Origin of the sequence: Sinorhizobium chiapasense (genome assembly GCF_045277575.1) — a bacterium.
GTDB lineage: Bacteria > Pseudomonadota > Alphaproteobacteria > Rhizobiales > Rhizobiaceae > Ensifer > Ensifer chiapasense_A.
The window spans coordinates 2249705-2274731 of sequence record NZ_CP144205.1; the positions used below are offsets into that span (position 1 = coordinate 2249705).

The 25027-nt window shown below is 64.6% G+C and carries 22 protein-coding genes; 5 read left to right on the plus strand and 17 right to left on the minus strand.

What is annotated here, in order from left to right:
• Positions 1–5: 5 nt before the first annotated feature.
• The 14 genes from QM996_RS10955 to QM996_RS11020 all read right to left on the minus strand — a co-directional run bounded on the left by QM996_RS10955 (position 6) and on the right by QM996_RS11020 (position 16043).
• The gene (locus QM996_RS10955; RefSeq protein WP_500267497.1) at positions 6–851 is read right to left on the minus strand and encodes an HAD family hydrolase; all 846 of its coding nucleotides are present in this window, start codon (positions 849–851) and stop codon (positions 6–8) included.
• On the minus strand, positions 848–2134 hold the full coding sequence (locus QM996_RS10960; protein WP_500267498.1) for an FGGY-family carbohydrate kinase: 1287 nt from the start codon (positions 2132–2134) through the stop codon (positions 848–850). The genes QM996_RS10955 and QM996_RS10960 overlap by 4 nt, the downstream gene beginning before the upstream one ends.
• Positions 2131–3183, minus strand: a complete 1053-nt coding sequence (locus tag QM996_RS10965; protein WP_500267499.1) for a class II aldolase/adducin family protein — start codon at positions 3181–3183, stop codon at positions 2131–2133. Before QM996_RS10965 ends, QM996_RS10960 begins: the two co-directional genes overlap by 4 nt.
• 12 nt (positions 3184–3195) lie before the next feature.
• The gene (locus QM996_RS10970; RefSeq protein WP_500267500.1) at positions 3196–4710 is read right to left on the minus strand and encodes an FAD-dependent oxidoreductase; all 1515 of its coding nucleotides are present in this window, start codon (positions 4708–4710) and stop codon (positions 3196–3198) included.
• Positions 4711–4740: 30 nt separating this feature from the next.
• Positions 4741–5403, minus strand: coding sequence for a class II aldolase/adducin family protein (locus tag QM996_RS10975; protein WP_500267501.1), 663 nt, complete (start codon positions 5401–5403; stop codon positions 4741–4743).
• A 67-nt stretch (positions 5404–5470) separates the two neighbouring features.
• On the minus strand, positions 5471–6508 hold the full coding sequence (locus QM996_RS10980) for a 2-hydroxyacid dehydrogenase (RefSeq protein ID WP_500267502.1): 1038 nt from the start codon (positions 6506–6508) through the stop codon (positions 5471–5473).
• Positions 6505–8082 (minus strand): FGGY-family carbohydrate kinase, encoded by a 1578-nt coding sequence (locus tag QM996_RS10985; protein WP_500267503.1) that lies wholly within the window; start codon positions 8080–8082, stop codon positions 6505–6507. The genes QM996_RS10980 and QM996_RS10985 overlap by 4 nt, the downstream gene beginning before the upstream one ends.
• A complete protein-coding gene (locus QM996_RS10990) occupies positions 8082–9206 on the minus strand; it encodes an ABC transporter ATP-binding protein (protein ID WP_500267504.1) in 1125 nt (374 codons plus the stop codon). The genes QM996_RS10985 and QM996_RS10990 overlap by 1 nt, the downstream gene beginning before the upstream one ends.
• Positions 9203–10321 (minus strand): ABC transporter ATP-binding protein, encoded by a 1119-nt coding sequence (locus QM996_RS10995; protein ID WP_500267505.1) that lies wholly within the window; start codon positions 10319–10321, stop codon positions 9203–9205. The genes QM996_RS10990 and QM996_RS10995 overlap by 4 nt, the downstream gene beginning before the upstream one ends.
• A 3-nt stretch (positions 10322–10324) precedes the next feature.
• Positions 10325–11182 carry a carbohydrate ABC transporter permease gene (locus QM996_RS11000; RefSeq protein ID WP_500267506.1) on the minus strand — a complete coding sequence of 286 codons (858 nt, stop codon included), beginning with the start codon at positions 11180–11182 and terminating at the stop codon, positions 10325–10327.
• Positions 11183–11192: 10 nt separating this feature from the next.
• Positions 11193–12116, minus strand: coding sequence for a carbohydrate ABC transporter permease (locus tag QM996_RS11005; RefSeq protein WP_429806471.1), 924 nt, complete (start codon positions 12114–12116; stop codon positions 11193–11195).
• Between the two features lie 331 nt (positions 12117–12447).
• Complete coding sequence (locus QM996_RS11010; protein WP_500267507.1) at positions 12448–13893, minus strand: type 2 periplasmic-binding domain-containing protein; 1446 nt, start codon at positions 13891–13893, stop codon at positions 12448–12450.
• A 121-nt stretch (positions 13894–14014) separates the two neighbouring features.
• Positions 14015–14983 carry a sugar-binding transcriptional regulator gene (locus QM996_RS11015; RefSeq protein WP_500267508.1) on the minus strand — a complete coding sequence of 323 codons (969 nt, stop codon included), beginning with the start codon at positions 14981–14983 and terminating at the stop codon, positions 14015–14017.
• Between the two features lie 289 nt (positions 14984–15272).
• On the minus strand, positions 15273–16043 hold the full coding sequence (locus tag QM996_RS11020) for a helix-turn-helix transcriptional regulator (protein ID WP_500270291.1): 771 nt from the start codon (positions 16041–16043) through the stop codon (positions 15273–15275).
• Positions 16044–16263: 220 nt separating this feature from the next.
• Between QM996_RS11020 and QM996_RS11025 the strand changes: the two genes are divergently transcribed.
• From QM996_RS11025 to QM996_RS11045, 5 genes are all read left to right on the plus strand, one after another.
• Positions 16264–17346, plus strand: a complete 1083-nt coding sequence (locus tag QM996_RS11025) for an ABC transporter ATP-binding protein (RefSeq protein ID WP_500267509.1) — start codon at positions 16264–16266, stop codon at positions 17344–17346.
• Between the two features lie 66 nt (positions 17347–17412).
• On the plus strand, positions 17413–18573 hold the full coding sequence (locus QM996_RS11030) for a polyamine ABC transporter substrate-binding protein (RefSeq protein WP_500267510.1): 1161 nt from the start codon (positions 17413–17415) through the stop codon (positions 18571–18573).
• A 271-nt stretch (positions 18574–18844) separates the two neighbouring features.
• Positions 18845–19711 (plus strand): ABC transporter permease, encoded by an 867-nt coding sequence (locus tag QM996_RS11035; RefSeq protein ID WP_500267511.1) that lies wholly within the window; start codon positions 18845–18847, stop codon positions 19709–19711.
• Positions 19711–20529, plus strand: a complete 819-nt coding sequence (locus QM996_RS11040; RefSeq protein WP_500267512.1) for an ABC transporter permease — start codon at positions 19711–19713, stop codon at positions 20527–20529. Before QM996_RS11035 ends, QM996_RS11040 begins: the two co-directional genes overlap by 1 nt.
• A 4-nt stretch (positions 20530–20533) precedes the next feature.
• On the plus strand, positions 20534–21295 hold the full coding sequence (locus QM996_RS11045) for an SDR family NAD(P)-dependent oxidoreductase (RefSeq protein WP_500267513.1): 762 nt from the start codon (positions 20534–20536) through the stop codon (positions 21293–21295).
• A 237-nt stretch (positions 21296–21532) separates the two neighbouring features.
• Here QM996_RS11045 and QM996_RS11050 read toward each other — a convergent pair whose 3' ends face one another.
• The 3 genes from QM996_RS11050 to QM996_RS11060 all read right to left on the minus strand — a co-directional run bounded on the left by QM996_RS11050 (position 21533) and on the right by QM996_RS11060 (position 25020).
• Complete coding sequence (locus tag QM996_RS11050; RefSeq protein ID WP_500267514.1) at positions 21533–22339, minus strand: class I SAM-dependent methyltransferase; 807 nt, start codon at positions 22337–22339, stop codon at positions 21533–21535.
• A gap of 391 nt (positions 22340–22730) precedes the next feature.
• Entirely contained in the window at positions 22731–24389 is a 1659-nt protein-coding gene (gene ertB, locus QM996_RS11055; RefSeq protein WP_500267515.1) for a urocanate hydratase, read from the minus strand.
• A 301-nt stretch (positions 24390–24690) separates the two neighbouring features.
• Positions 24691–25020 carry a TfoX/Sxy family protein gene (locus tag QM996_RS11060; protein WP_500267516.1) on the minus strand — a complete coding sequence of 110 codons (330 nt, stop codon included), beginning with the start codon at positions 25018–25020 and terminating at the stop codon, positions 24691–24693.
• Between the last annotated feature and the right edge of the window lie 7 nt (positions 25021–25027).

Genomic DNA, 25027 nt, shown 5'->3' on the forward strand with positions numbered 1-25027 from the left:
CCCGGCTACCAGATGAACTTCGGAAGGATGAAATCGGGACTGGCACCGTGCTCGGCAAAGAGCCGGCACCGCTCCTCATCCGAGGCGTGCTCCAGTATGCCCGTCGTCACCAGCACGGAATGGAGCCCCGCATTTGCTGCACCGGCGATATCATGCTCGATGCTGTCGCCGATGGCGCAGACCCGCGTCGGATCGGGATGACCAAGGAAATCGAGCGCTGACGCATAGATGTCGGCAAAAGGCTTGCCGATCCAGCGCACGCTGCCGCCAAGTTCCTCGTAGAGCTCGGCAATGCGGCCGGCGCCGAAGGCCGTGCCCGTCTTCGTCAGCATCACCTTGTCGGGATTGGTGCAGAGACAGGGAACGCCGCGCTTCGCCGCCGGTGCCAGCAGCGTCTCGTAATGGGAAAGCGGATAGACGTCGCCCTCGCTCGCGGCCAGAAGCACGAAGTCGGCATCCGCTCCGCTCGCCGTGCGTTCCAAGTCTAGCCCCGCCAGCGGCGAGAGGTCACCGTCGCGGCTGATGAGCAGGCACTTGCGCGCAGCGCCGCTTACGCCCTTACCTTCCCGCTTGAGGATCTGCCAGGCGACCTCGCCGGAGGTCAGGAACCAGTCCCAACTGCCGGCAACGAAACCGATATCGACAAGGCGGCGGTCGTTTTCCGCGGAGCGTTTGCCCGAATTGGACAGGATGATGATGCGTTTTCCGGCATCCTTCAGCTTCACCAGCGTTTCGGCCGCTCCCGGATAGGGACCGCGGCCATCGCGCAGCACGCCGAACTGGTCGATCAGGAAGGCGTCGTAGCGCTCGGCAATGGCGCTCAGCCTGTCGATGGTTTGAGCCACGGTCACAGCACGCCCGCCTTTCTCGCGCCGGAAAGCGCCAGCCGCGCCGTGCCGGCGGCCGCCTCCTCGGAAAGAACCGGCAGGAAAGGCACACCGAGCTTGCGCGTCCGGATCGCCGACCAGGCCGCATTCTTGGCGCCGCCGCCGACGCTGCGCAGCGACCGGAGCGCCGGCCCGCCAAGCGAGTTCAACCGCTGATAGGCAAGGCTCTCGACACCGGCAATGCCTTCGAAAATCGCCTTCAGGAAAGTTGCGTCATCGGCCGGCCGCGGGCTCATCCGCGGCGGAAAATCCGGATCGGCGACGGGGAAGCGCTCGCCCGGTTTCACCAGCGGATAATAATCGAGCCCGGTGTCGGCGGACGGATCGATCCCGGCCGAAAGCGCGGCAATTTTCTCCGGCGAGAAATGTTCGGCCAGCACCACCCCGCCGGTATTGGACGCCCCGCCCGCGAGCCACATCTCGCCGATGCGGTGGCTGTAAAGCCCATATTCCGGCGCAAACAGCGGGCGGTCGGAAAGCATCTTCACCGTCAGGGTCGTACCGAGCGCGCTGACGCCGTCACCCGGCTGATCGGCGCCCGTTGCCAGGAACGAGGCGCATCCGTCCGTGGTGCCGGCAACGACCACGAGATCGGCAGAAAGGCCGAAGGCTTCGGCAGCCGCGGGACAGATCACCGCGACCGGCGCTCCGGCCGGCATCACATCGGGCAGCAGATCGACACGCGCACCGGTCTTTTCGATCCACTCCGGCCACGACCGCGATACCGGATCGTAGCCGGTCTTCAGCGCGTTGTTCTCGTCGGAGACGTCATAAAGCCCGGTGAAATGTCCGGCGAGCCAATCGGCCTGGTGGATCACCCGGAAAGTGCCGGGCACGGACTGAAAGGCGAGAAGCTTGGCAAGGCCTGATGTGGCCCCATGCGCGGCACTCTCCCGCGGCGCATGGGCAGAAACCGCATCGAGAAGAGCACGATCGGCAACCGGGTCGTTGTACATCATCGGCGTCGCCAGCGGCGCGCCACTTTGGCCGACCGGCAGCATCGTGCCCGAGGTGCCGTCGATCGCGAGAGCGCAAACCGTTTGCCTGTCGATGCCGCCGAGCGTTTCCTCGAGCGCCGCCTGCACCGCCTTCCACCATCCGATGGGGTCGCGATGGTCGTCGGAATAGGACGAGAGTTTCGCCGCACCGGACGCGACGACAGCGCCATTCGAAGCCATCGCGACGGCACGCGCGCCCGAGGTGCCGATATCGATGCCGACGACGAGCTTGCGATCATCGCCGCTCATTGCAGCACCTGCCCGGCGCGATTGAGCTCTTGGCGGTACTTTTCCGCGTCCCAGCCGAGCAGCTCCGCGTTCTCCGCTTCCGTCAGGTAGCGCAGTCGTGCATCCGCGGGAATGCGTGCCGTCACATCGGCAAGGCACCGCGCCATGGCGAGGGCTCCGGCGGAAATCTCCTTCTGCACCAGCACGCCCTTGCCGGGGAAAAGCAGGAGTGGCGGCAGCCTCTCGCCGGCCGCACGCCGCTTCGCCTCGATCGAAAGAGCAGTCTCGCCGGGGGCGGCCACCACAACGCCCCTGCCGAGGAAGATCACATGATCGGGATAGAGGCTGCCGCCGGCGGCGAGCCGGCAACTGTCGAGATCGGCCGCGACCGCATGCAGAAAAGCATCGTCCGGCAGCCGATAGTCGCTGTCGACCGCAAGCCGCGAAAGCGCCGCGAGATCGGCCGTCGGCGCCTGCCGCCTCGGCCCGATCAGGCGGCGCGTAATGTTGGTCAAAAGGCTCGCCGCATCCGCCACGGTCTCGGCTGCGACGACGAGACCATGGTTGCCGAGGACCAGCACGGAAGTATTGTCCTGCAGGCGCTCGGCGATTGCTTTGGCAAGCGGGAGTCCCGGCCGGGCATAGGGCACGAAGACATGGCCGAAACCCGCAAGCCGCTCGGCGGCAATCGCCGCCCCGTTCGTCTGCACCGCCGTCGCGATCGTCTCAACGCAATGCACATGCACCACCACCTTCTGCGGCATCAGCGCATGCACCGTCGTTTCGATCGAGGGGCGCAACCCCGAGGGGTTGCGCTCGGCAATGACGAAATCCTGGGCCTTCTCGGTCGCCGGGTCGTTGCGCTCCAGCGCATCGAGCAGCGGATCGAGCGCCACCGGCACCATGACGTCGCGCTGGCGGGCTTGTGCCAGCCACAGGCCCGAGGCCTTGATCCAGAGCGTGCCGCCCTCCTTGATCGAGGTGTTGCCACCCGCCCCCTGCACCAGCAGCGGATCCGATCCGACACGGGCCGAAAGATCGAGAAGCGCTTCGAATTCCAGACTTCGCATCCCGGTCCTCCTTCAGGCGGCCGCCTGCTGACGTTCGAGCCAATGGGTGAAGGCCTGCCGCTCGGCCGGCGTCATGTGCAGGCCGTGCTTGGTCCGGCGGTCGAGAATGTCGTCCGCCGTTCGCGCCCATTCGTTTTCGATGAGGAACCGTGCTTCGCGCTCGCGAAGGTGCGGACCGAAGGCCGGGCCGAGATCATCGAGCGAGGACGCGCCGGCAAGCAAGGCATGCGTCCGCGTGCCATAGAGCCGCGCATAGTGCTTGGCGAGATCGGCCGGCAGCCAGCGGTAGCGTACCTTGAGATCCCCGAGAAACTGTTCGAAATCGGCATCCACCATGTCGCCGCCAGGCAGATGCGCCTTCGCCGTCCAGGCCGGCCCCATGTCAGGGAAGAAGGGCTTCAGCCGCTCCAGCGCATGTTCGGAAAGCTTGCGGAAGGTGGTGATCTTGCCGCCGAAAACCGAGAGCAGCGGCGCCTGACCGTTGGCCGCATCGACCTCGAAAATATAGTCGCGGGTGACGGCCGAAGGATTTTCGGCATTGTCATCATAGAGCGGCCGGACGCCCGAGAAGCTGTAGACGATATCGTCCGACGTGAGCTGCTGCTTGAAGTAGCGGTTCACTGACTTCAAGAGATAGGCGATCTCGTTGTCGTCGGCAGCCACATCCTCGGGCCGGCCTTCATAGGGAATATCCGTCGTGCCGATCAGCGCCAGATCGTTCTGGTAGGGGTTGATGAAGATCACCCGCTTGTCCGGGTTCTGTACGAGATAGGCCTGCCGCCCTTCCCAGAATTTCGGCACGACGATGTGGCTGCCCTTGACGAGGCGCACGCTGCGGCTCGAATTCAGCCCGCCGATCCGGCCGATGACATCGTTGACCCAAGGACCGGCAGTGTTGACGACGCAGCGCGCCCTTGCCTCCGTCTTCACGCCCGTGCGCGTGTCGGTCATTTCGATATGCCAGAGCCCGTCCCGCCGGCGGATGGCGCTGCAGGCGGTCCGCGTCAGCACCCGGGCACCGCGGGTGCGGGCATCGAGTGCGTTCAAGACGACGAGGCGCGCGTCATCCACCCAACAGTCGGAATATTCGAACGCCCTGCGGTATTCGCGCTTGATCGGCGCGCCCTCCGGCGCGGTCGCAAGGTTGAGGCTGCGGGTCCCCGGCAGGCGCTTGCGCCCGCCGAGATGATCGTAGAGGAAGAGGCCGAGCCGCACGAGCCAGGCCGGCCGGTCTGCCGGATTGTGCGGCAGGACGAAACGCATCGGCCAGATGATGTGCGGCGCGGATTCCAAGAGCACCTCGCGCTCGATCAGCGCCTCGCGCACCAGGCGGAACTCGTAATATTCGAGATAGCGCAAGCCGCCATGCACGAGCTTGCCCGAGCGCGAGCTCGTCCCTTGCGCCAGATCGTCCTTCTCGCACAAGAGAACCGAAAGCCCTCGCCCGGCGGCATCACGCGCAATGCCCGCGCCATTGACGCCGCCGCCGACGACGAACAGATCATATACTCCGGTCTCGGGATTCACGTCGTCACTCCTTCGAATTCACGTCGCACCTCAGGCCGCCTTCGTCTTGTCCTGCAGGCCATAGGTGGAAAAGCCCTCGATCACGCCGGCGATCTCTGCGTCCGGCAGGACCACCGGGCCGCCGATCAAGAGCGTGTGGTAATATTGCTTGGCGATCGTCTCGAGCTCGACCGCCGCCCACATCGCCTTCTCCAGACTTACGCCGGTCGCGATCATGCCGTGGTTCGCCATCAGGCACGCCGTACGGCCCTCAAGCGCCCGCAGCACGCTTTCGGAAAGCGCCTTGGTGCCATAGCGCTCGTAGTCGGCAACGCGCACGTCGTTGCCGCCGAAGGCCGCGATCATGTAGTGGCAGGCCGGGATCGGCTTGCGGGCGATCGCCAGAATGGTCGAATACATCGCATGGGTGTGGACGACGGCACCGACCTCCGGCCGAGCGCGCAGGATATCCAGGTGGAACGGCCACTCGACCGAGGGTTTTTTCGGGCCTTCCCAGGCGCCGTATTCGCCGTTAACAGGCATGGCGACGATCATGTCCGCCGTCATCTCGCCATAGGGAATGCCGGAGGGCGTCACCAGCATGGTGTCGCCGTGGCGCACACTGATATTGCCGGACGTGCCCTGGTTGAGGCCGATCGCGTTCATATGACGGCAATGATCGACGATCGACTGGCGCAGTTCGCGTTCTTTCATGACGAGTCCTCTTGGATTAGAGCGGGAGTGCGGGCGGAGAACCGCACACACTTTTTCTCATCCCGCTCTAGCAGGGGTGAACCGGCGGCAGGCCGGCGATGTAGCGGCGGACTTCCTCGGCGGCCATCTCGGCCGCGAAGGTGACGGTGCGCACCGAGGCGCCGGCGATATGCGGCGTCAGCGTCACGTTCGGCAATTGCAGCAGCGGCCAATCCTCCGGCACCGGCTCCACCGCGAAGGTCTCCAGCATCGCCGCCGAGAGATGGCCGCTCACCAGGTTTTCGTAGAGCGCGTCGTAGTCGCAAAGCGGCCCACGCGCCGTGTTCACGAAGATCGCGCCCGGCTTCATCTTCGCGAAGGTCTCGGCGTTCATCATGTTGCGGGTCTCTTCGGTCACGCGCGGATGCAGCGTCACAAGGTCGGAACGGGAGAGAAGATCGTCGAGCGAGACCTGCACGACGCCGGCGTTGAGATCATCGGCGGAAAGCTGCACATAGGGATCGTGCACCAGCACCTTGGTGCCGAAGGCGCGCAGCAGACGCACCACCTTGGTGCCGATATTCCCATAACCGATGACGCCGACGGTCATTTCCGAGAGCTCGCGGCCGGTGCGGTCGGCGCGGTAGAGATCGCCGCGCCATTCGCCCCTGCGGAGAGCCTCGTGCCCCGTGCGGATCAGCCGGGTTTCGGCAAGGATGGCGCCGAGCGTGAACTCCGCAACCGCGCTTGCATTGCGGCCGGGCGTATTGACGACGCGCACACCCGCATCGCGCGCCGCACCCATGTCGATGTTGACGGGGCCGCCGCGCGAGACTGCAACGAGCTTCAGACCGGGCAGCGCCTTGAGCATTCCCCGGGACAACGGCGCAAGCTGCGTCACCAGGATTTCGGCGTCACCGATGAATTCGACGATATCCTCGGGCTTGCCGAGATACTCCTTCAGCCCGTCCATGCCTTCGACGGCATAACCGTGCTCCATCGGCACGTCCGGCCAGGGCAGTTCAAGCGTGCGGATGTCATGACCGTTACCGGTCGCCTCGACGATCTTGTCGCGGAAGACGTCCGGCAGCATGAACCGGTCGCCGATAATGGCTATCTTCTTCATTTCGGTCTTTCCTGTTGGTTTCCGGCGTCAGCACCTTGGGAGAGTGCGTGCCAGACGGGTCTGAGCGCTGTTCGCGACTGCTGGTAGGCGGGGAAGAGTTCGTCAAAGCGGCGGGCAAGCGCCGGATCGGCGGCTTCCGCCGGTCGTTGATAGGGGGTGACCCAATCGCCGAGGCAATCGGCCATCGAGGGATAGATGCCGAGCGAGACCGCGGCGATCATCGCGGCACCGGCCGCACCCGCCTCTTCCCGCTCGCTCGTCTGGACGCTGGCGCCGAGTGCGGCTCCGAGGATGCGGCGGAGCGATGCGCTGCGCGCGGCACCGCCCGTCAGCCGGATACGCGCCGGCAGCGGTCCCATCTCGGCGTAGCAATCGCGCGCCGCCATCACGAGCCCATCGAAGACCGCCTTCACCATGTCGCCGAAGCCGTGGGTGATCGAGAGCCCGACGAAAGACGCCCTCGCCGTCGCGTCGACGAAGGGTCCACGCTCGCCGGCATCCGAGATATAGGGCTGGAAGAGGAGCGGCGTGTCCTTGGCATCGGCAAGCCAGCCGTCGACATGAGCGAGCAGCTCGCTCTTGGACTTTTCCACCCCCATGCCCTTCAGCACGCCTGATGCCACCGACAGGATCCAGTCGATGTTGAGCGTTGCCGCCATGTTCGACTGCATCTGCGCATAGGTGCCCGGGATCGGCATGCACATCGTGTAGCCGGTCAAATCCCGGTTCAGCCGCACGTCGTCGGCACCGTTGGCCAACCGCATGTGCATGCCGGTCGAGCCGATGATCGAGCAGCCGGTATCGGTACCGGGATCATAGAGGCCGGCGCCAAGCGCGGTGCAGACGACATCGACGTAGCCGAGCACAACAGGCGTGCCCTCCGTGAGGCCCGTGATCCTTGCCGCTTCCGCCGAGAGCAGGTGATGGGTCGAGGCGCCATCGACGATCTCGGGCAGCACATGCTTCAGCTTTTCGAGGCCGAGGAAGGCGATGACGTCGTCGTTGTAGGTGCGGGTGCGGAAATCGCCGAAGCTGAAATTGGCCTCGGACGGATCGGTCGCCCGTTTGCCCGTTAGCTTGAAATAAAGCCAGTCCTTGCAATGGAACGTCGTTGCGACGCCGTTCAACATCTCGGGCGCGTGGTCGCTCATCCAGCGAAGCTGCGGCCCCTGCTGGCAGGCGGCAAGGCCCGCGCCGGTGCTTTGAAAGCGGGCGATATCGCCGCTGTCGGCGCGAAGCCGCTCCACCGTCTCGCCGGCGCGCGCATCGAGCCACAGCCAGCCCTTGCCGACGGGCGCGCCCGCCTTGTCGATCATCCAGGTGCCATCTCCCTGACCGGTGACCGCGATGGCGGCAACGCGGCCGGGAAGGTTTTCGATCTTGTCGGAGAGCTGCTTCAGCGTCGTTGCCGCATCGGCCCAGGTGCGGTCGAGATCCTGGACGCTGCCGGCGCGGCCGACGGCCTCATAGGCGTTCGGCAGCGCCGCCATGGCGAGCTGCCGGCCGCGAAGGTCGAAGGCCACCGACTTGATGACCGAGGTGCCCGCATCGATGCCGATGAGGATGTCCCGCATCAGGCAAGCTCCTGTCCATGGCTGATCGCCCGGCCGCTCTCGCCATCGAAGACATGCAGGCTCGACGGATCGAGATGGATGCCGATCGGCTCGCCGACATCAAGTTCGGTGCGGTCGTGCTCGACCAGCACCATGGTGCCGCCGGCAAAATCCGCAGCGATATGGGTCTGGTCGCCGAGCCACTGGTTGACGGCGACACGGCCCGTCACGCCGTCGGCGCTGCGGCGGACCGAATAGGGCCGGATGCCGAGCACCACCTTCTGCCGCTTGACCAGCGCGTCGCGCACCGCATGCGAGAAGTCGGAGGCCAGGTATTCGAGCCGCACGCCGTCCTTGAGGCCGAAGGCGACCTTGCTCTCCGAGCCCGAAACGCTGGCCTCGAAAACGTTCATCGGCGGTTCGCCGACGAAGGTGCCGGTGAAGAGATTGGCCGGGCGCTCCTTGATCTTCTGCGGCGTGTCGAACTGCTGCAGCACGCCGCCTTCCATGACGGCGATGCGATCCGCGAGCGCATTGGCCTCGGTTTGGTCGTGGGTGACGAGGATCGCCGTCAGTCCGCGCTCCTTGATGTAATGCTTGATCCGGCCGCGCAGCAGCGCCCGAAGCTGCGGCTCCAGTTGCCCCATCGGCTCGTCGAGCAGATGCAGGTTGGCATCGCGGATCAGTGCCCGGCCGAGCGAGGCGCGCTGCTGCTGGCCACCCGAAATCGAACTCGGATAGCGCCCGAGAATGTCCTCGATTTCCAAGAGCTTGGCGATACCAGCCACCTTCTCGTCGACGACGCTCTGCGAGAGCTTCGACGCCTTCAGCGCGAAGGCGATGTTTTCGCGCACGGTCAGCGGCGGATAGAGCGAATAGCCCTCGAAGGCCATGGCGACGTTGCGGCGCACCGGCGGCAGGGTCTGGACCTCTTTGCCGGCAAGCGAGATCGTGCCGCGCGATACCGCCTCGAAGCCGGCGATCATCCGCAAGGTCGAGGTCTTGCCGCAACCAGACGAGCCGAGCAGCGCGATGATCTCGCCCTTGCGCACATCCATGTTCAGCTTCTTCACGGCATGCACGCCGTAGTCGACGGGGCCGTAGAATTTGTCGACGTCCTTGATCAAAAGAGCGGTGTCGGTCATGCCGCTTCTCCATTGCGCTTGGCTGCGAGGTCGGCGCGCGGCAGCAAAGCGCCACTCGCCTTGTCGAAGAGAAAGGCCTGGGTGCCATTGACGGCAATATGGGCCGGGCCGGCGGTGGGACCAGGCGTGCCGGCCGGGCGCGATACCAGGATTTCGCGGCCGCGGACGGTCAACGCCAAGGTCACGGTCTTTTCGTTGAGCGGCGTTTCCGCCTCCACCGTCACCGGGATGGCGCCCGGTGCTGCGGCATCGACGAAGCTGATCGCCTCCGGACGGAGGCCCAGAACGCACTGCCTGCCGACGACATCGCCACCATAATCGGCAAGCCGCACCCGGACATTGGAAAGCTCCACGAAGACGCCCTCGCCGCCGCGTTGCGGCGTAACATCGAGCAGATTGATGGTGGGATCGCCGAAGAGCCGCGCGATCTCGATATCGGCGGGCGCATTGTAGATCTCCTGCGGCGTGCCGACCTGGCGGATGCGGCCGGCGGCCATGACGGCGATCCGGTCGCCGAGCGCCATCGCCTCCTTGTAGTCCTGGGTGACGTAGACGACGGTTGCCCCTTCGGCGGCCAAGAGCCGCGGCAGTTCCAGCCGCATCTCAAAGCGAAGCTTCGCATCGACGTTGCGCAAGGGATCATCCAGCAGAAGCAGCGGCGGCGAGCCGACCAGCGCACGGGCAAGCGCGGTGCGCTGCTTCTGGCCATTGGAAAGCGCCTTCGGGTGATGGCTCAGCACATGGTCGATCTTGAGGAGCTTCGCAACCTTCTGCACGCCGGCCGCGATCTTGTCCTTCGACGACCGGGTCGCCGTCAGCGGGCTGGCGATATTGTCGAAGGCGCTCATGTGCGGGAAGAGCGCGAAGTTCTGGAACGCCATGCCGACGCCGCGATGTTCGGCATCGACGTCGGTCATGTCCTCGCCGCCGATCAGCACCCGCCCCTCATCCGGCTCGATGACGCCGGCTACCAACCTCAGCAGCACGGTCTTGCCGGCGCCGGAGGGGCCGAAGAGCACCAGCCGCTCGCCATCGGCGACGTCGAGCGTCAGGTCGTCGAGAACCGTCTGGCTCTTGTAGCGCTTGACGATATTCTTCAGTTGCAGCGTGGTCATGATTTATCCCTTCACTGCGCCGAGCGACAGGCCTTCGACGAGGTAGCGCTGGGCGTAGAGTGCAAGTGCGAGCGTCGGCGTGACCGAAAGGACGATGGCCGCGGCGATCTGCCCGTATTGGATGCCAGAGGACGTAACGAAGGCGAGCGCGCCCACCGTCACCGGCTGCTTGTCGGCGGAGGCCAGCACCAGCGCGAAGACGAAATTGTTCCAGGCGAAGATGAAGGCGAGCAGGCCGGCAGCGGCAATGCCAGGTCCTGCCAGCGGCAGGGCGATCTTGCGGAAGGTCGCAAACCAGGAGTGACCGGCAATGCGATAGGCATATTCGACGTCGGCCGAGATGTCCTCGAAATAGCCGCGCACAATCCAGAGGATGAGCGGCAGGCAGATCAGCTGGTACACCCAGATCAGGCCGAAATAGGTGTTGGAGAGGCCGAGCCACTGGAAATACTGCGTCAGCGGCAGGAGGACCAGCAGCGGCGGCGCAAAGCGGAAGGAGAGCAGCGTAAAGGCGATGTCTTCCGAGCCCTTGAACTTGTGGCGGGCGAAGGCGTAGGCCGCGGGCACGCCGAGCACCAGCGAGACCGCAACGGAAGCGACCGACAGGAAGATCGAGTTGCCGAGATTGCTCATGAAGGCGATGTCGAGCGTACCGGCGGCCGTCTGCAGCTTGCCGGTGATGAGCGCCGCATAGTTTGAAAGCGTCGGCGCGAAGACGACCGAGGGCGGGATCGCGAGGATCGTCTCGTTCGTCTGGAACGACATCAGGAAGATCCAGAAGATCGGGAACATGAAGAAGACGACGACGAGCGTCAGGGCGAGACCGCGTAAGGTCCGTTCGAGCGGGGACATGGTTTCCATTGGAACCTCCTTACGCTTCGCCGCGAGCGCGTTCGCGCAGGCGCAGCCAGTTCTTGATGAAGACATTGGACAGCGTGTAGGTGATCGCCCACAGGATGATCAGCAGCGCTGCCGAACGGCCGACATTGGTCGACTGGAAGAAATTGAGATAGGCCTCGACCTGGAAGACGGTGAGCGTGTTGCCTGGCCCCCCTTGCGTCATCGCATAGATGATGTCGAACTGCTGGATACTGTCGAGCAGCCGGAAGAGCGTCGCCGTCAGGATATAGGGCGTCAGCATCGGCAGGGTGATGCGGAAGAAGACGAAGCTGCGCGGCACGCCGTCGAGTGCCGCCGCCTCGAACGGCTGTGTCGGCAGCGAGCGCAGACCCGCGAGCAGCAGGATCATGATGAAGGGCGTATAGACCCAGATATCGACGAGCACGACGGTCAAGAGTGCCGTGTCCGGCGAGGACGCCCAGCGGAAATCGTGCAGGCCGATGAGGCTTGCGAGATAGCTGAGGATACCGAAGCTGGGATTGGTCATCAGCTTCCACATCAGCGCGGCGAGCGCCGGCGCGATCATCAGCGGCAGAAGCAGCATGATCGAGATGAAGTTGTTGACCGCCGAGCGGCGCTGCAAGAGCAGCGCGATGCCGAGACCGAGCAAGAGCTCCAGCGTCACGGTGATGCCGGCATAGAGCAGCGACACCTTGAGTGTGTTCCAGAAGGCCGGATCGGTGAAGAAGTTGAGGTAGTTTTCGCCCCAGTTGAACTGGCGGCTCCAGGGCTGGCTCAGCCGGTAGCGCTGGAAGGAATAGACCACCGCCGTGAAGAACGGGATGAGGATGCCGATGCAGACGAGCAGAGCCGGCAGGCTCAGCACATAGGGAAGCATCTTCCTGCTGATCCTGAAACCGGAGGCCGGTCTGCGAAGGGTTTCTGTTGAAGCCATGTCGAGCTCCGTTCCTGAAGTCTTGAAGAAAGCACGCGGCACGCGGAAGCTCGAGCCCGCGCCAGTCCTCGGCATCTCAGGTTGTCTTTGGAGCACGGCGCCTCGCGCCAGATCTGCTCCATCGTTTGAATATCGGTGCGACCTCACTGGAGATCGTCACGAACCGGCCATTGCCGGCATCTCGGGATGCCAGCGCCACTAGAGCGCCGTGCGTTCATATGAACGCACAAAGGACGCTCTAGCACTTTGATTCTAGAGCATCTTTCTGCCTCGCGTGGTTCCACGTGAGGGCAGGATGCTCTAGGGCGCCGGGCATCGCTTGGGAGGCCTATCAGCCGAGACCCGCCTCTTGGAGCTGGCGGTTGATGCTTTCTGCGAGCTGGTCGAGACCTTCGTCGACCGGCACCTGCTTGGCGACCATCTTCTGCAGCGTCGCCGCCCATTCAGTGGTGACGTCGAAGAACAGCGGCTGCGCGGTGAAGTGGATCTTGGCACCCGGCGCCGAAACGTCGTGCATTTCCACATAGCCCGGATAGCTCTTGTTCAGCCGCTCGCGGAAGATTTCGTCTTTCCAGACCGAGGCGCGGACCGGGTTGACGAAGTCCATCTTCGTCGCGCCGAAGATCGCGTGCTCAAGGCCGGTCGCCCACTGGAGGAAGTACCAGGTCGCGTCCTTGTCCTTGGAGAAGTTGGACATGGCGAGCGACCAGATCCAGATGTTCGGCGTCGGAGCGGAAGCCGCGGGATTGGCCGCGAACGGCGCGTAGGCGAGCTTGCCGGCCATTTTGTTATCGCCGCCGTTCATGAAGTAGCCGAGAATGTCGGCGTCGTAGATCATGGCGGAGGCGCCGGCACCGAGATCGGTGCCGACCTGGTACCAGGTATAGGTCGACCAGTCCTTTGGACCGCTTTCCTGGATCATTGACACCCACTTGGCGTGGAAGGCCTTGGATTCGGCCGTGTTCATCGCCGCCGACAGCTTGCCGTCGGCTGCAACGTTCAGGTCCTTCTGGCCGAAGTTTGCATAGCCCGAAAGGAAGCCCGGGTGGATCGTCGCCCAGGAGCGCGAGCCGCGCACGCCGATGCCATAGACACCGTCGCCGACATCCTTGGTGAGCTTCGCGGCTGCGGCCGAAAGCTCGTCGAGGTTCTTCGGAACGGCAACGCCCGCCTTGTCGAACATGGCCTGGTTGAACGAGAGATTGTTCTGCTCGTAGCCCCACGGGATGCACCATTGCTTGGCGTCTTCCGAACCCAGCGCCCCGCCCGGCTGGCCGTTCCAGGCGCAGGAGTTCTTCACGCCCGGCAGGAAGTCATCCCAGGCATATTGCGGGTTGGTCTTGGCCGGATCGTTGATCCATTCCTTCAGGTCAGTGATCCAGCCGGCCGGGCCATAGGTCCAGGTCATATAGGCACCGGTCATGAAGGCGTCGTATTCGGCCGAGCCCGACGACAGCGCCGCCGTCACCTTGTCGAAATAGACGTCTTCCGGAAACACGTCATAGGTGACGTCGATGCCGGTCAGATCCTTGAAGGTCTGCAGGTTGGCAATCATCGCATCGGCATAAGGGTGTTTGTTCAGAAGCAGCTTCAGCTTCTTGCCGGAATGAGCCTTCCAGTCGAAATCGGCGGCGAGCGCCTGGGTCGACATCATGTTGAACAACGTGCCGGCCGTGCCGGCCGTCAAGCCTGCCGCGCCCAATCCCTTGAGCATGCCGCGGCGGTCCACCTCCCCACGCAGGAACGCGCTGATGAGGTCCTTCTCCTTCTCGTACATTCGTCTTCTCCTCCGTTGCGGGTATGATTGCAGTGCCGGCTACCCCACCGGTAGTCCTCCCTTTGAGACCTGGACGGCAGATCCTCCCTGCCCTCCCCATGGCCTCGAATGTCTCAGCGCCTCATGCGCTGTGGGCGGCCAGCGCCCGCGCGGTCCGCTCATCGGTGATGAGGCCGCTCAGATGTCCGCTGCCAAGCACCGCGCGAATGGCCGGCACCTTGATCTTGCCGCCGGCCACGGCAACCGCGCGGCGGTTCTTCAGGTCCTCGCGGCTGAGCGTGAAGGTGCGGTCGGACAGCGCCGTTTCGACCGGCGCCCCATCCTCGTCGAAGAAGTGGCCGAGCAACTCGCCCATCGCCCCGCCCTTCTGGATCTCCTCGATCTCGCTCGTTTCGATCATCCCGGTCGAGACCAGCGACGCCTCGCGCTCGACAGTGCCGATGCCGACCATCAGCAGGTCGGCGGTCTTGGCGAGATCGAAGACCTCGCGCACGCCGCGCTGGCTGAAGAGCACGTCGCGATCCTCGACCGTGTTGGCGAAGAACGGCACCGGCATGACATAGGCTTCCGCGCCGGTGCGCTCAGCCAACCGGTGGATCACGTCATGCGGGTTGGCCGAGAACTTGCGGGTAAGACCGCCGAGCAGCGAGACGAAGCGGGTGTTGCCGCTCGCCATGCGCGGCAGATATTCGACGCAGGCCGCGAGCGTACGGCCATGGCCGACGCCGACCAGCGCTGTCTCGCCGCGCTCGATCTCGCGCTTCAGGAACTGCGCGCCGGAAATGCCGAGCGCCTTCAGCGGCAGATCGTCGGAATCGAAGTCCGGCACCACCTCGCAATAGTCGAGGCCAAAGCGGGCCGAGAGCGCCTGCTCGAGCTCGACGCATTCGGAGACTTCGCCGTCGATATAGACCTTCACCAGCCCTTCCTGGTTGGCCTTCATGATCAGCCGATGGGCTTTCAGCGAGGTAAGGCCCAGGCGCTTGGCAACCTCGGCCTGGGTCAGGCCGCCGGCATAGTGCAGCCAGGCCGCCCGCGTCGCCATGCTGGTCTCGTCATCCCGAATGCCTGCCCCACCGATGATCGTCATTGTCTCCACCCGCGTCTCTTGTTGCGCTGCATGATATTTTTTGCACCGCGTGATATTTTTATCCGCTGATGAAAGAAATTTCATGGCGTGCAAAAAATGTCAAGAGCGATCGACAGAGCGACCGTTCACGTTTGTGGAGGAGAGTGGATGGAAGCGCGCTGCCGCATGACGGTGGGCATCAAAGAGCCGGCCAGGAAAGGGACTTTGAATAGTGACCGGAATGGACGCGACGCGCTGGCGGTCCGCGTCCCTCACCGGGACGGCGGCCGAAGGCGCAAGAGCACGCCCGTTACTGCCCGAGGTTTCTCAGGTAGAGCGACAGCAATTGCGTCTGCGAGGAGATGCCGAGCTTGCGGTAGACGTTGCGGCGGTGAACCTTCACCGTGCCGGTGGAGATGCCGAGCCGGAGGCCGATCGATTCCGACGAATGGCCCTGCAGCACCAGCTCAATGATCGAAGATTCCCGTTCCGTCAGGTTTAGGTGCTGCCAGACGCCATCAGCCGGCGGGTGCGTCGCCTTGCGGCGGCTGCGGCCATTTTTCGCCAGCGCCGCGTCGAATCGCCGGCCAAGCCCCGCCCAGTGGTGGCGTACGAGGCCGGAGACCAAGGGCTCGACCTTTTTCAGCAGCGCAAACTCCGCAGCGCTGAACGGCCCCGTCGCCTCGCGCCGCATCAAGGAGAGCACGACGGTGATCTGCTCGTCGAGCGGCACGAAGAAGCCGACCTCCTCGGCAAGCCCCGTCTGCACGTAATAGGTGCGGTAGTATTCCGACGAGAAGAACCGGTCGGGCGCGAGCTCCCGCATCCGCCAGACGCCGGGCTTGCCCTGCGACGCCGCGTGGTAGAACGGATCGAGCAGATACGGCCCCGCCTGGTAGAGGCTGACGAAGAGCACATGGTCCTTGGCGTTGAAGGTGCTGTAGAGGTCGATCGGCCGTTCCTTGCCGCGATAGGCGAAGACGACGACATAGTCGAAGGTCATCAGCGTCGACATCAACCGCCGATAGGTGGTGCCGACAGCCTCGTCCTCCAGCGGCGCGCCCGTCACCAGCGGCGCCATGACCTGAAAAAGTCCTTCGAGATCGACGCTCAAACCGCTCCCCCGGTCAATGCCTGCCGCTTCAGGGATATACTCCTCACACAGAGCTTCTCACGTTGAAATACCTCTCTCGGGGTATATACCGGCAGGGCACGCGGTGGCTAGGCTGCGTGTCAATGACGGTGGAGTGCCGGGACGGGAGATTCCTGGCGACATCCGATAACAACCGCAGGGAACAGACGTGACATCCGCTTCGACGAACGACATCGAATTCCGTTCGGTCGCCAAACGCTATGGCGCCGTGACGGCCGTATCGGACATCAATCTCGAGGTGCCGCGCGGCGCCTTCATGGCACTGCTTGGGCCCTCCGGTTGCGGCAAGACCACGTGTCTGCGCATGATCGGCGGCTTCGAGCAGCCGAGCGAGGGCACGGTCTTCATCAGCGGCGAGCCGATGAACGGCGTTGCCGCCTATCGCCGCCCGGTCAACATGGTGTTCCAGCACTATGCGCTGTTCCCGCACCTCGATGTCGAGCAGAACGTCGCCTACGGCTTGAGGCAGATGCGGCCGCGCATCGCCGCCGGCGAGATCACCCGGCGCGCCCAGGAAGCGCTGGAAATGGTGCGGCTCGGCGGCTTCGGCAAGCGCCGCATCCACGAAATGTCCGGCGGCCAGCAGCAGCGCGTGGCGCTTGCCCGCGCCATCGTCAACAAGCCGAAGGTGCTGCTGCTCGACGAGCCGCTCGCCGCCCTCGACAAGAAGCTACGCACCGCCATGCAGATCGAACTGCAGACTCTGCAGCGCGATCTCGGCATTACCTTCGTGCTCGTCACCCACGACCAGGAGGAAGCGCTGTCGATGAGCGATTTCGTCTGCGTCATGAATGCCGGCCGCATCGTCCAGGTCGGCCCGCCGCAGGAAATCTACGACCGCCCCGCAAGCCTCTTCGTCGCCGATTTCGTCGGCAAGACCAACCGGATCTCAGCCACCGTCGACGGCAACGCTTCGGTCCAGTTTGCCAACGGCGCCCGCTTCGCGGCCCCGGGGGTCAACGGCACCAGGGGCGCTGCCATGGTGGCCTTGCGGCCGGAAGCGATCCACCTGACGCGCAATGGCGCCGCCAGCGCAGACACGCTCGCCGGCACCGTCACGCACCGCATCTTCCTCGGATCGGCGGTCGAATATTCGGTCGCGGTCGACGGGCTCGGCGACTTCCTGGTGACCGCCGACCGCCGCACGCTCGGCGACGGCGAGCTCGTCGAACCCGGCGAGAAGGTCGGCCTCGCCTTCGATCCGAATGCGCTGCACGTCTTTCCAGCCTGATATCCGGCTCCACCAAGCCGGTTCTGCCACCTCGCATGAACGTCAAACGATAAAGGGAACAGCGTCATGACCAAATGGTACAGAGAAAATGCCCCTATTACCGCCGATCAGCTCTCGGACGAACTGATGCGCCTGAAGCGCGGCTCGGTCACGCGCCGCCACTTCCTCGGCGTCACCGGCCTCGGGCTCGCGACCGCCGTGCTGGCGCGCCAGCCAGGCCTCTTCAACTCCACCGCCTTTGCCGGCGACCTCGGCACGCAAATGTCGATCGCCACCTGGCCGAACTATCACGACCCCGCAACCTTCGAGGCCTTCCAGGCCGCAACCGGCGTCGCCGTCGAGGTCAATGTCTTCGGCTCGAACGAGGAAATGCTCGCCAAGCTCCAGGCCGGCGGCACCGGCTGGGACCTCTTCGTGCCCACCAACTACACGATCTCCACCTATGTGAAGCTCGGTCTCATCGACGAACTCGACCTTTCGAAGGTGCCGAATTACAACGCTTCGACCGAAACGGCACGTTTCACCAACGAAGGCATCGTCGACGGCAAGACCTATGCGGTGCCGAAGAACTGGGGCACGACCGGTATCGCGGTCAACTCCGGCAAGATCAAGAAGCCGGTGACCAGTTGGAAGGACTTCTTCGAGATCGCCATGACCGAGGCCGACGGCCGCGCCATGGTCCACGATTACCAGCTCACCACCATCGGCAATGCGCTGGTGTCGCTCGGCTATTCCTTCAACTCGATCAAGCCGGAGGAACTCGCCAAGGCCGAGGAACTGCTGATCAAGGTGAAGCCGCATCTCTACGCCATCAACAGCGACTACCAGCCGTCGATGCGCGCCACCGATGCCTGGATGACCATGTGCTGGACCAATGACGGCGCCCAGCTCAACCGCGACATGCCGGAAATCCAGTTCGTGCTCGGCAAGGACGGCGGCGAGATCTGGTCGGATTTCTACGCGATCCCGAAGAGTGCCGCGAACAAGGCGGCCGGTTACGCGCTGCTCAACTACCTGATGACGCCGGAAAACGCCGTCAAGGAACACATCGCCAACGGCGCGCCGACCACCGACAGCCGCGTGCTGAAGCTGCTCCCGGCCGACGTCACGGGGAACAAGATCGTCTATCCGGACGAGGCATCGCTGACGCCGCTCGAATTCGGCGCCGCCGTCACGCTCACCGACCCCGGCCGCGCCGAGCTGATGGCGCGGTTCAAGTCGGCCTGATCTGCCATCCGACTGCCCACGCGAGAGGGATTGCCCCTCATCCGCGCCGTGAGGAAATGCCCCTCATCCGCCTGCCGGCACCTTCTCCCCGCAAGCGGGGAGAAGGGACAAGCCGCGAGCTCCCTGCCCCTTCTGTCGAAAGAGAGGGACCGAGCGGGCGCCACGAGTCCCCTTCGCCCCGCCTGCGGGGAGAAGGTGCCGGCAGGCGGATGAGGGGCCCTTCCCTTACCGCGCGGCCCGAAATGCTACTGAAACTCAACGGATAGAACTTATGACCGCGGCAACGAACACGAAGAGAAACCTGGTGACCGCGGCGCTGGTGGCGCCGGCCGCCGCCTGGCTGATGATCTTCCTCGTGCTGCCCTTCATCGCCATGCTGGTCTTCGCCTTCGGCGAGCGCGCACCGGAAGGCGGCTATCAGGCGGCCTTTACCTTTGCACAGTTTGCGAACCTGCCGACGCGGGCGGCGGCTTTTTGGAACACGCTGATCCTGGCGCCGATCGGCGCGCTCGCCTGCCTGCTGATTGCCTATCCGGTCGCCTATTACCTCGCGGTGAAGGCGAACCCGCGCTATCGGCTGATCCTCGTCTCACTCGTCGTCGTGCCCTTCTGGACCAGCCTGCTCGTGCGCACCTATGCGTGGATGTATATCCTCGGCTCGCGCGGCATTCCGAATCTTCTGTCGATGATCGGCATCGAGGACGTCAGGATGTTGAACACGCCGGGCGCCGTGCTGCTCGGCATCGTCTACGGCTACCTGCCGCTGATGATCATGCCGATCTACGTAAGCCTCGAAAAACTCGACCGCCGCCTGCTCGAAGCCTCCGCCGATCTCGGCGCCAAGCCGGTCTCGACCTTCTTCGGCGTCACCCTGCCCTTGTCGCTGCCGGGCGTGATGACCGGCGTCGCGCTTGTGACGATCCTGCTGCTCGGCGAATATCTGATCCCGCAACTGCTCGGCGGCGGCAAGGTCTTCTTCATTGGCAACGCGCTGGTCGATCTCTTCCTGCAATCGCGCAACTGGCCCTTTGGCTCGGCGATCGCCGTCACGCTCGTTGCCGTCGTCGTCGTGGTGCTGATGGCGGCGATGCGCATCGCCTTCCGGGTTGCCGGCACAAGACAGGTGGATCTCGTCTGATGCGCGCCTTCATCTCTTCCGTCTATCTCTTCCTCTACGCGCCGATCGCGCTCGTCGTGCTGTTTTCCTTCAATGCGGGGCGCAATGCGAGCGAGTTCACCGGGTTTTCGACCGCCTGGTACGGCAAGGCACTGGGGAACACCTTCCTGGTCTCGGCGCTGCAGAACAGCCTGATGATCGCCTTTACCAGCGCCACGCTCGCGGCGATCTTCGGCACCATGGCGGCGCTTGGCATGGAGCGGCTGGCGCCGCGCAGCCGGGCGATCTTCGACGCGCTGTTCGCAGCCGCGATCGTCGTGCCCGGCGTCGTCATCGGCATCGCGACGCTGGTGGCGCTCGTCGCCGTCTTCTCCTTCGTCAATCCGGCGCTGGCAACGATCTGGCCGGGCGAGCAGCCGCCGCAACTCGGCCTCGGCTATGGCTCGATCATCGCCGCCCACGGCCTGTTCTCGATGGCGCTGGCGACGATGATCGTGAAAGCTCGCATCGCCAGCCTCGGCCGCGATATCGTCGAGGCGTCGAGCGACCTCTACGCGACACCGCTCACCACCTTCCGACTGATCGTGCTGCCGCAGATCCTGCCGTCGATCCTCGCGGGCTTCCTGCTGGCCTTCACCTTCTCCTTCGACGATTTCATCATCGCCTTCTTCGTCGCGGGCTCGAAGACCACCCTGCCGATCTACGTCTTCGCCTCGATCCGACGCGGCGTGACGCCCGAGATCAACGCGATCGCGACGCTGGTCCTCGTCGCCTCGCTGCTTCTGATCCTGACCGCCCGCATCCTGATGCGGGAGAAGAAAACGAAATCCGGGGAGTAAAACCATGATCCTGAAAGACCGGGTCGCGATCGTGACCGGAGCCGGCTCCGGGATCGGTCAGGCGGGTGCGGCCATCATGGCGCGCGAGGGCGCCCATGTCGTCGTCGTTGACCGCAGCCTTGCCGCCGCGACCGCCACCGTCGATGGCATAACCGTCACGGGCGGCAGCGCCGAGGCACTCGCCATCGACGTGACGGATGACGGAGCGCTCGCCGATGGCATCGCCGATGTTCTCTACCGCCACGGCCGCATCGACATCCTGCACAACCATGCCGGCGCGCAAGTTGCGGGCGATCTGGAACAGGTCGAGATCCCGGGCTTCGACCGCTCCTGGAACCTCAACGTGCGCGCCCATTTCATGGCCGCACGCCTGGTCATGCCGTCGATGCGGGCCGCCGGCCGCGGCGTCATCGTCAACACCTCCTCCTCCTCAGGTGTGCTCTACGACCGCGAGATGATCGCCTATACGACGACCAAGCACGCCGTCATCGCCATGACCAAGCAGATGGCCGGCGACTACGCCCGCCACGGCATCCGCGTCAACGCGCTCTGCCCCGGCTGGGTCGACACACCCTTCAACGAGCCCTTCATCGCCCAGATGGGCGGCCGCGGCGCGATCGAAGCCTATATCCGCGAAAAGGTGCCGCTCGGCCGCTGGGCAAGCGTCGACGAGATCGCCGAGTCGATCCTCTTCCTCGTTTCGGATCGCTCGTCCTACATGACCGGCCAGATCCTTGTGGTGGATGGCGGCGAGACGGTGGTGTGACCGTCAGGCGTTGAGGGATAGCCAACACAGCTCTGCCAATCCGCGGTGCTCACGAGCCCAAAGATTCCGACCTCCCTCATTTCTGTGCTTGTCACAGAAATCCAGCCACGGCGCGTCCGCGCCGTGAATGACTCTTGGGAGCGCCGGAACGAAGCAGTCCCTGGCACCGCCGACGCGGCGCCGCTGGATCCCTGTGACAAGCACAGGGATGAGGTTGGCGTATGTAGCAGAACGCCGTCAGGTCTTCGGGACAGTCCCCCGGCACGCCCAGGCCACGGCCGCAAAAGACCGGGGGCCATCAGGCTGGCCGGCCTCATAGGCGGCGCGTACCGCGGCATCGGTCTTCGCCCGCAGTCCCGGATCCAGCGAGGCGACATATTTGCCCAAGGGTCCCTCGCCCGCAGCGATCGGCTGCCAGAAATCCTCGAACGACTGATAGTCCATCCGGATCAGGAGCGAGGTCTGCTCGACGTCCACGAGGCCATGCGCCTCAAAACTCTGCATCATCTCGCCCGGCCGCATCATCGGCTGGAAACTATAGCGGCTGCGGACCTGAGCTGCGCCTTCATCCAGCATCGCGGCCGTATCGAGCACCATGCGCATGCCTGACATGCCGCCCAAGTGATCCCAGACCACGGCGGCAACGACGCCGCCCGGCCGCACGACACGGCGCATTTCGGCGACCGCCTTTCCGGCTTCCGGCACGAAATGCAGAACCAGCAGCGCCAGCGCCCGATCAAAATAGCCCTCCGGAAATGGCAGGTCGCAGGCGTCAGCCTGCCGGATGTGGATCCTGGGATCGGTGTTGCGCCGGGTCGCCGCCTCGACGAAGACGGGCGAAAAGTCGATTGCGGCAATCTCGCTGAGATTGGCTGCATGCGGCAACGCAAAGGTCAGGCTGCCTGTACCACAGCCGACATCCAGCACCCGCTCACCATCGGCAATGCCTGCGAAATCGATGAAGAGCGGCGCAAGCTGCCGGCTCCAGCGCCCCATCAGTTGCTCGTAACCATCAGCATTTTGCACATTGAAGCTCGACGTCATGATCGCCTCCGGGCGGCAAAGCGCGCATTGTAATGTGCGGCAGGCGGCGGACCAAGACGGTGGCGTGCGGCGCGAGCTCGATAAGCGACAACGTTGGGAGGAACGATCGTCAGCTTATCTGCGGGAGCTTTCCGTTCCACTCGAGTTCCCCCGTTGAACGAGCCATCGCAGCCTCGACCTCGGCCCTCGCTGCGAGCTCAGAGCGTTTCCTCTCATCCCTCATTTCTGTGCTTGTCACAGAAATCCAGCCACGGCGCGTCCGCGCCGTGAATAGCGCCCGCGGAACGAAAGAGTCTCCCGCGCCGCCGACGCGGCGCTGCTGGATCTCTGTGACAAGCACAGAGATGAGGGCGGCGAACGTGGTCCCCTGCGCAGGCTCCCACTCCAAGGCCTACACCTTCACATGCCCGATGCCCTTGGCGGCGATCTCCTCGAAACTCTCGTCATAGCCGGCATCGGCATAGCGGATGACGCCGAGCGCGGTGTCGTTGGTGAGTGCATGGTCGAGGCGCTCGTCGGCGGCGGCCGTGCCGTCGGCGACGACCGTCACGCCGCAGCTCGTCATGTAGCCGGCATAACCGCCGCCGCCGGAATGCACCACGACGAGATCGGCCATCGACGAGCAGAGCAGCATGGCGTCGAGCAAGGGCCAATCGGCGATCGCATCCGAGCCGTCCTTCATCCGCTCGGTCATGATGTTGGGGTGCGCCATGGCGCCGGCGTCGAGATGGTCGCGGGAAAACGCAACGGGACCCTTGAGCTCGGCGGACGCAACCAGTTCATTGACGCGCCGCGCAAGCGCCGTGCGTTCGCCGTGGCCGAGCCAGGCGATGCGCGCCGGCAGGCCCTCAAAGGGGATATGCTCACGCGCCAGCTTGATCCAGTTGGTGATGATTTTGTTATCCGGGAACATTTCCAAGAGCAGATCGTCGATGCGGGCGATGTCGCTCTCTTCGCCCGACAGTGCCATCCAGCGGAACGGGCCGATGGCGCGGGCAAAGAGCGGGCGCAGATAGGCTTCGGTGAAGATCGGGATGTCGAAGGCATTGGCGACGCCGCCCTCGCGCGCCTGGGTGCGGATCAGGTTGCCGTTGTCGAAGACCTCAGCGCCCTTTTGCTGGAAGTCGAGCATCGCCTTCACATGCTCGACGATCGAGGCGCGGCTTGCCGCCATCAGTTGCCCCTGCCCGTCATCGCGTAGCGCCCTTACCTGATCGAGGCTCATGCCCTTCGGCACATAGCCGTAGACGAGATCATGCGCCGAGGTCTGGTCCGTCACCACATCGGGCACGATCTCGCGCCGGGCGATCTCCGGATAGATCTCCGCCGCATTGCCGACGAGGCCGACGGAAAGCGCCCGCTTCTCCTTCACCGCCGCGTCGATCATCGAGAGCGCCGCGTCGAGATCAGGCGCGATCTCCTGGAGATAGCCGATCTCCCGACGTTTCTTCGCCCGCTCCGCATCGATGTCGACACAGAGGATCGCCGCCCCCGCCATGCGGCCGGCAAGCGGCTGTGCGCCGCCCATACCGCCAAGGCCGGCCGTCAGCACGAAGCGGCCGGAGAGATCGCCGCCGAAGCGGCGCTCGGCGATGCGCATGAAGATCTCGTAGGTGCCCTGGATCACGCCCTGGCTGCCGATATATTGCCAGGCGCCGGCCGTCAGCCCGCCCCAGCAGATCAGCCCCTTGCGCTGCAACTCGTAGAAAACCTCGGCCTTTGCCCATTGGCCGACAATGTTGCAATTGGCCATGATGACCAGCGGCGCCTTGGCGTGGGTCTTCAGCAGACCCACGGGCTTGCCCGACTGGATGATGAGCGTCTGGTCCTCGTCCATCTCGATCAGCGACCTGACGATGGCGCGATGCGCCGGCCAGTTGCGCGCCGCCTTGCCGAGCGCGGCATAGACCACGAGATTGTCCGGATCCTCGCCGACCGCAAGCACGTTTTCCAGGAGACGCAGCAGCGCTTCCTGCCGCCAGCCCTTGGCGCGCAGCTCCGGCCCGCCGGGGATCGGAAAACCAGGATGACGGGGATTGGCCTTGGGCATCGTCTCGTTCCTCTTTGTTGTCTCGGCGGGGTTAGGCGCCCCTCTCAATTATGGCGACGGGTGGCAACAGCCCCTCACCCTAACCCTCTCCCCGCTTGCGGGGAGAGGGGACGCGTTGAGCTTGCTGCGCCCGCCCATGCCACCGTGACGTTTCCGCGTCCCGCAATGGCCGAGTGAATGGCTCAGCACTTGCCACGCACACGACATTTGTGGCGGCCACGTCCCCTCTCCCCGCCTGCGGGGAGAGGGTTAGGGTGAGGGGCAAACCTCGACGCTCCTTGGCGGGACAGGCCGCCAGCTTTCACTTCGGCGGCAGCGTCTCCACGAAGGCAATTGCGCCGTCGATCAGACGCCTGCGCAGGGCATCGTCGCCATAGGCATCGGCTCCTGCACGTACCCAGCCGTGCATCGCCCGCCCGTTCATCACCATCAGCTCGATATCGGGCAGTGCGAGCGCCCAGCCGTCATTGCCCTTGCCGAGCCTGACGAGCAGCGAGCCCTCGCGCGCGCCGAGGAGCAGGTTGCCGTGAAGCAGATAGGCCCAGCCGCCGAACATCGCTCTCTCCGAAAGCCCGGATCGGTCGCCGAGTTCTTCCCGGATCAATTCTTCCAGTCCTGCATCGCGCGCCATGACATCG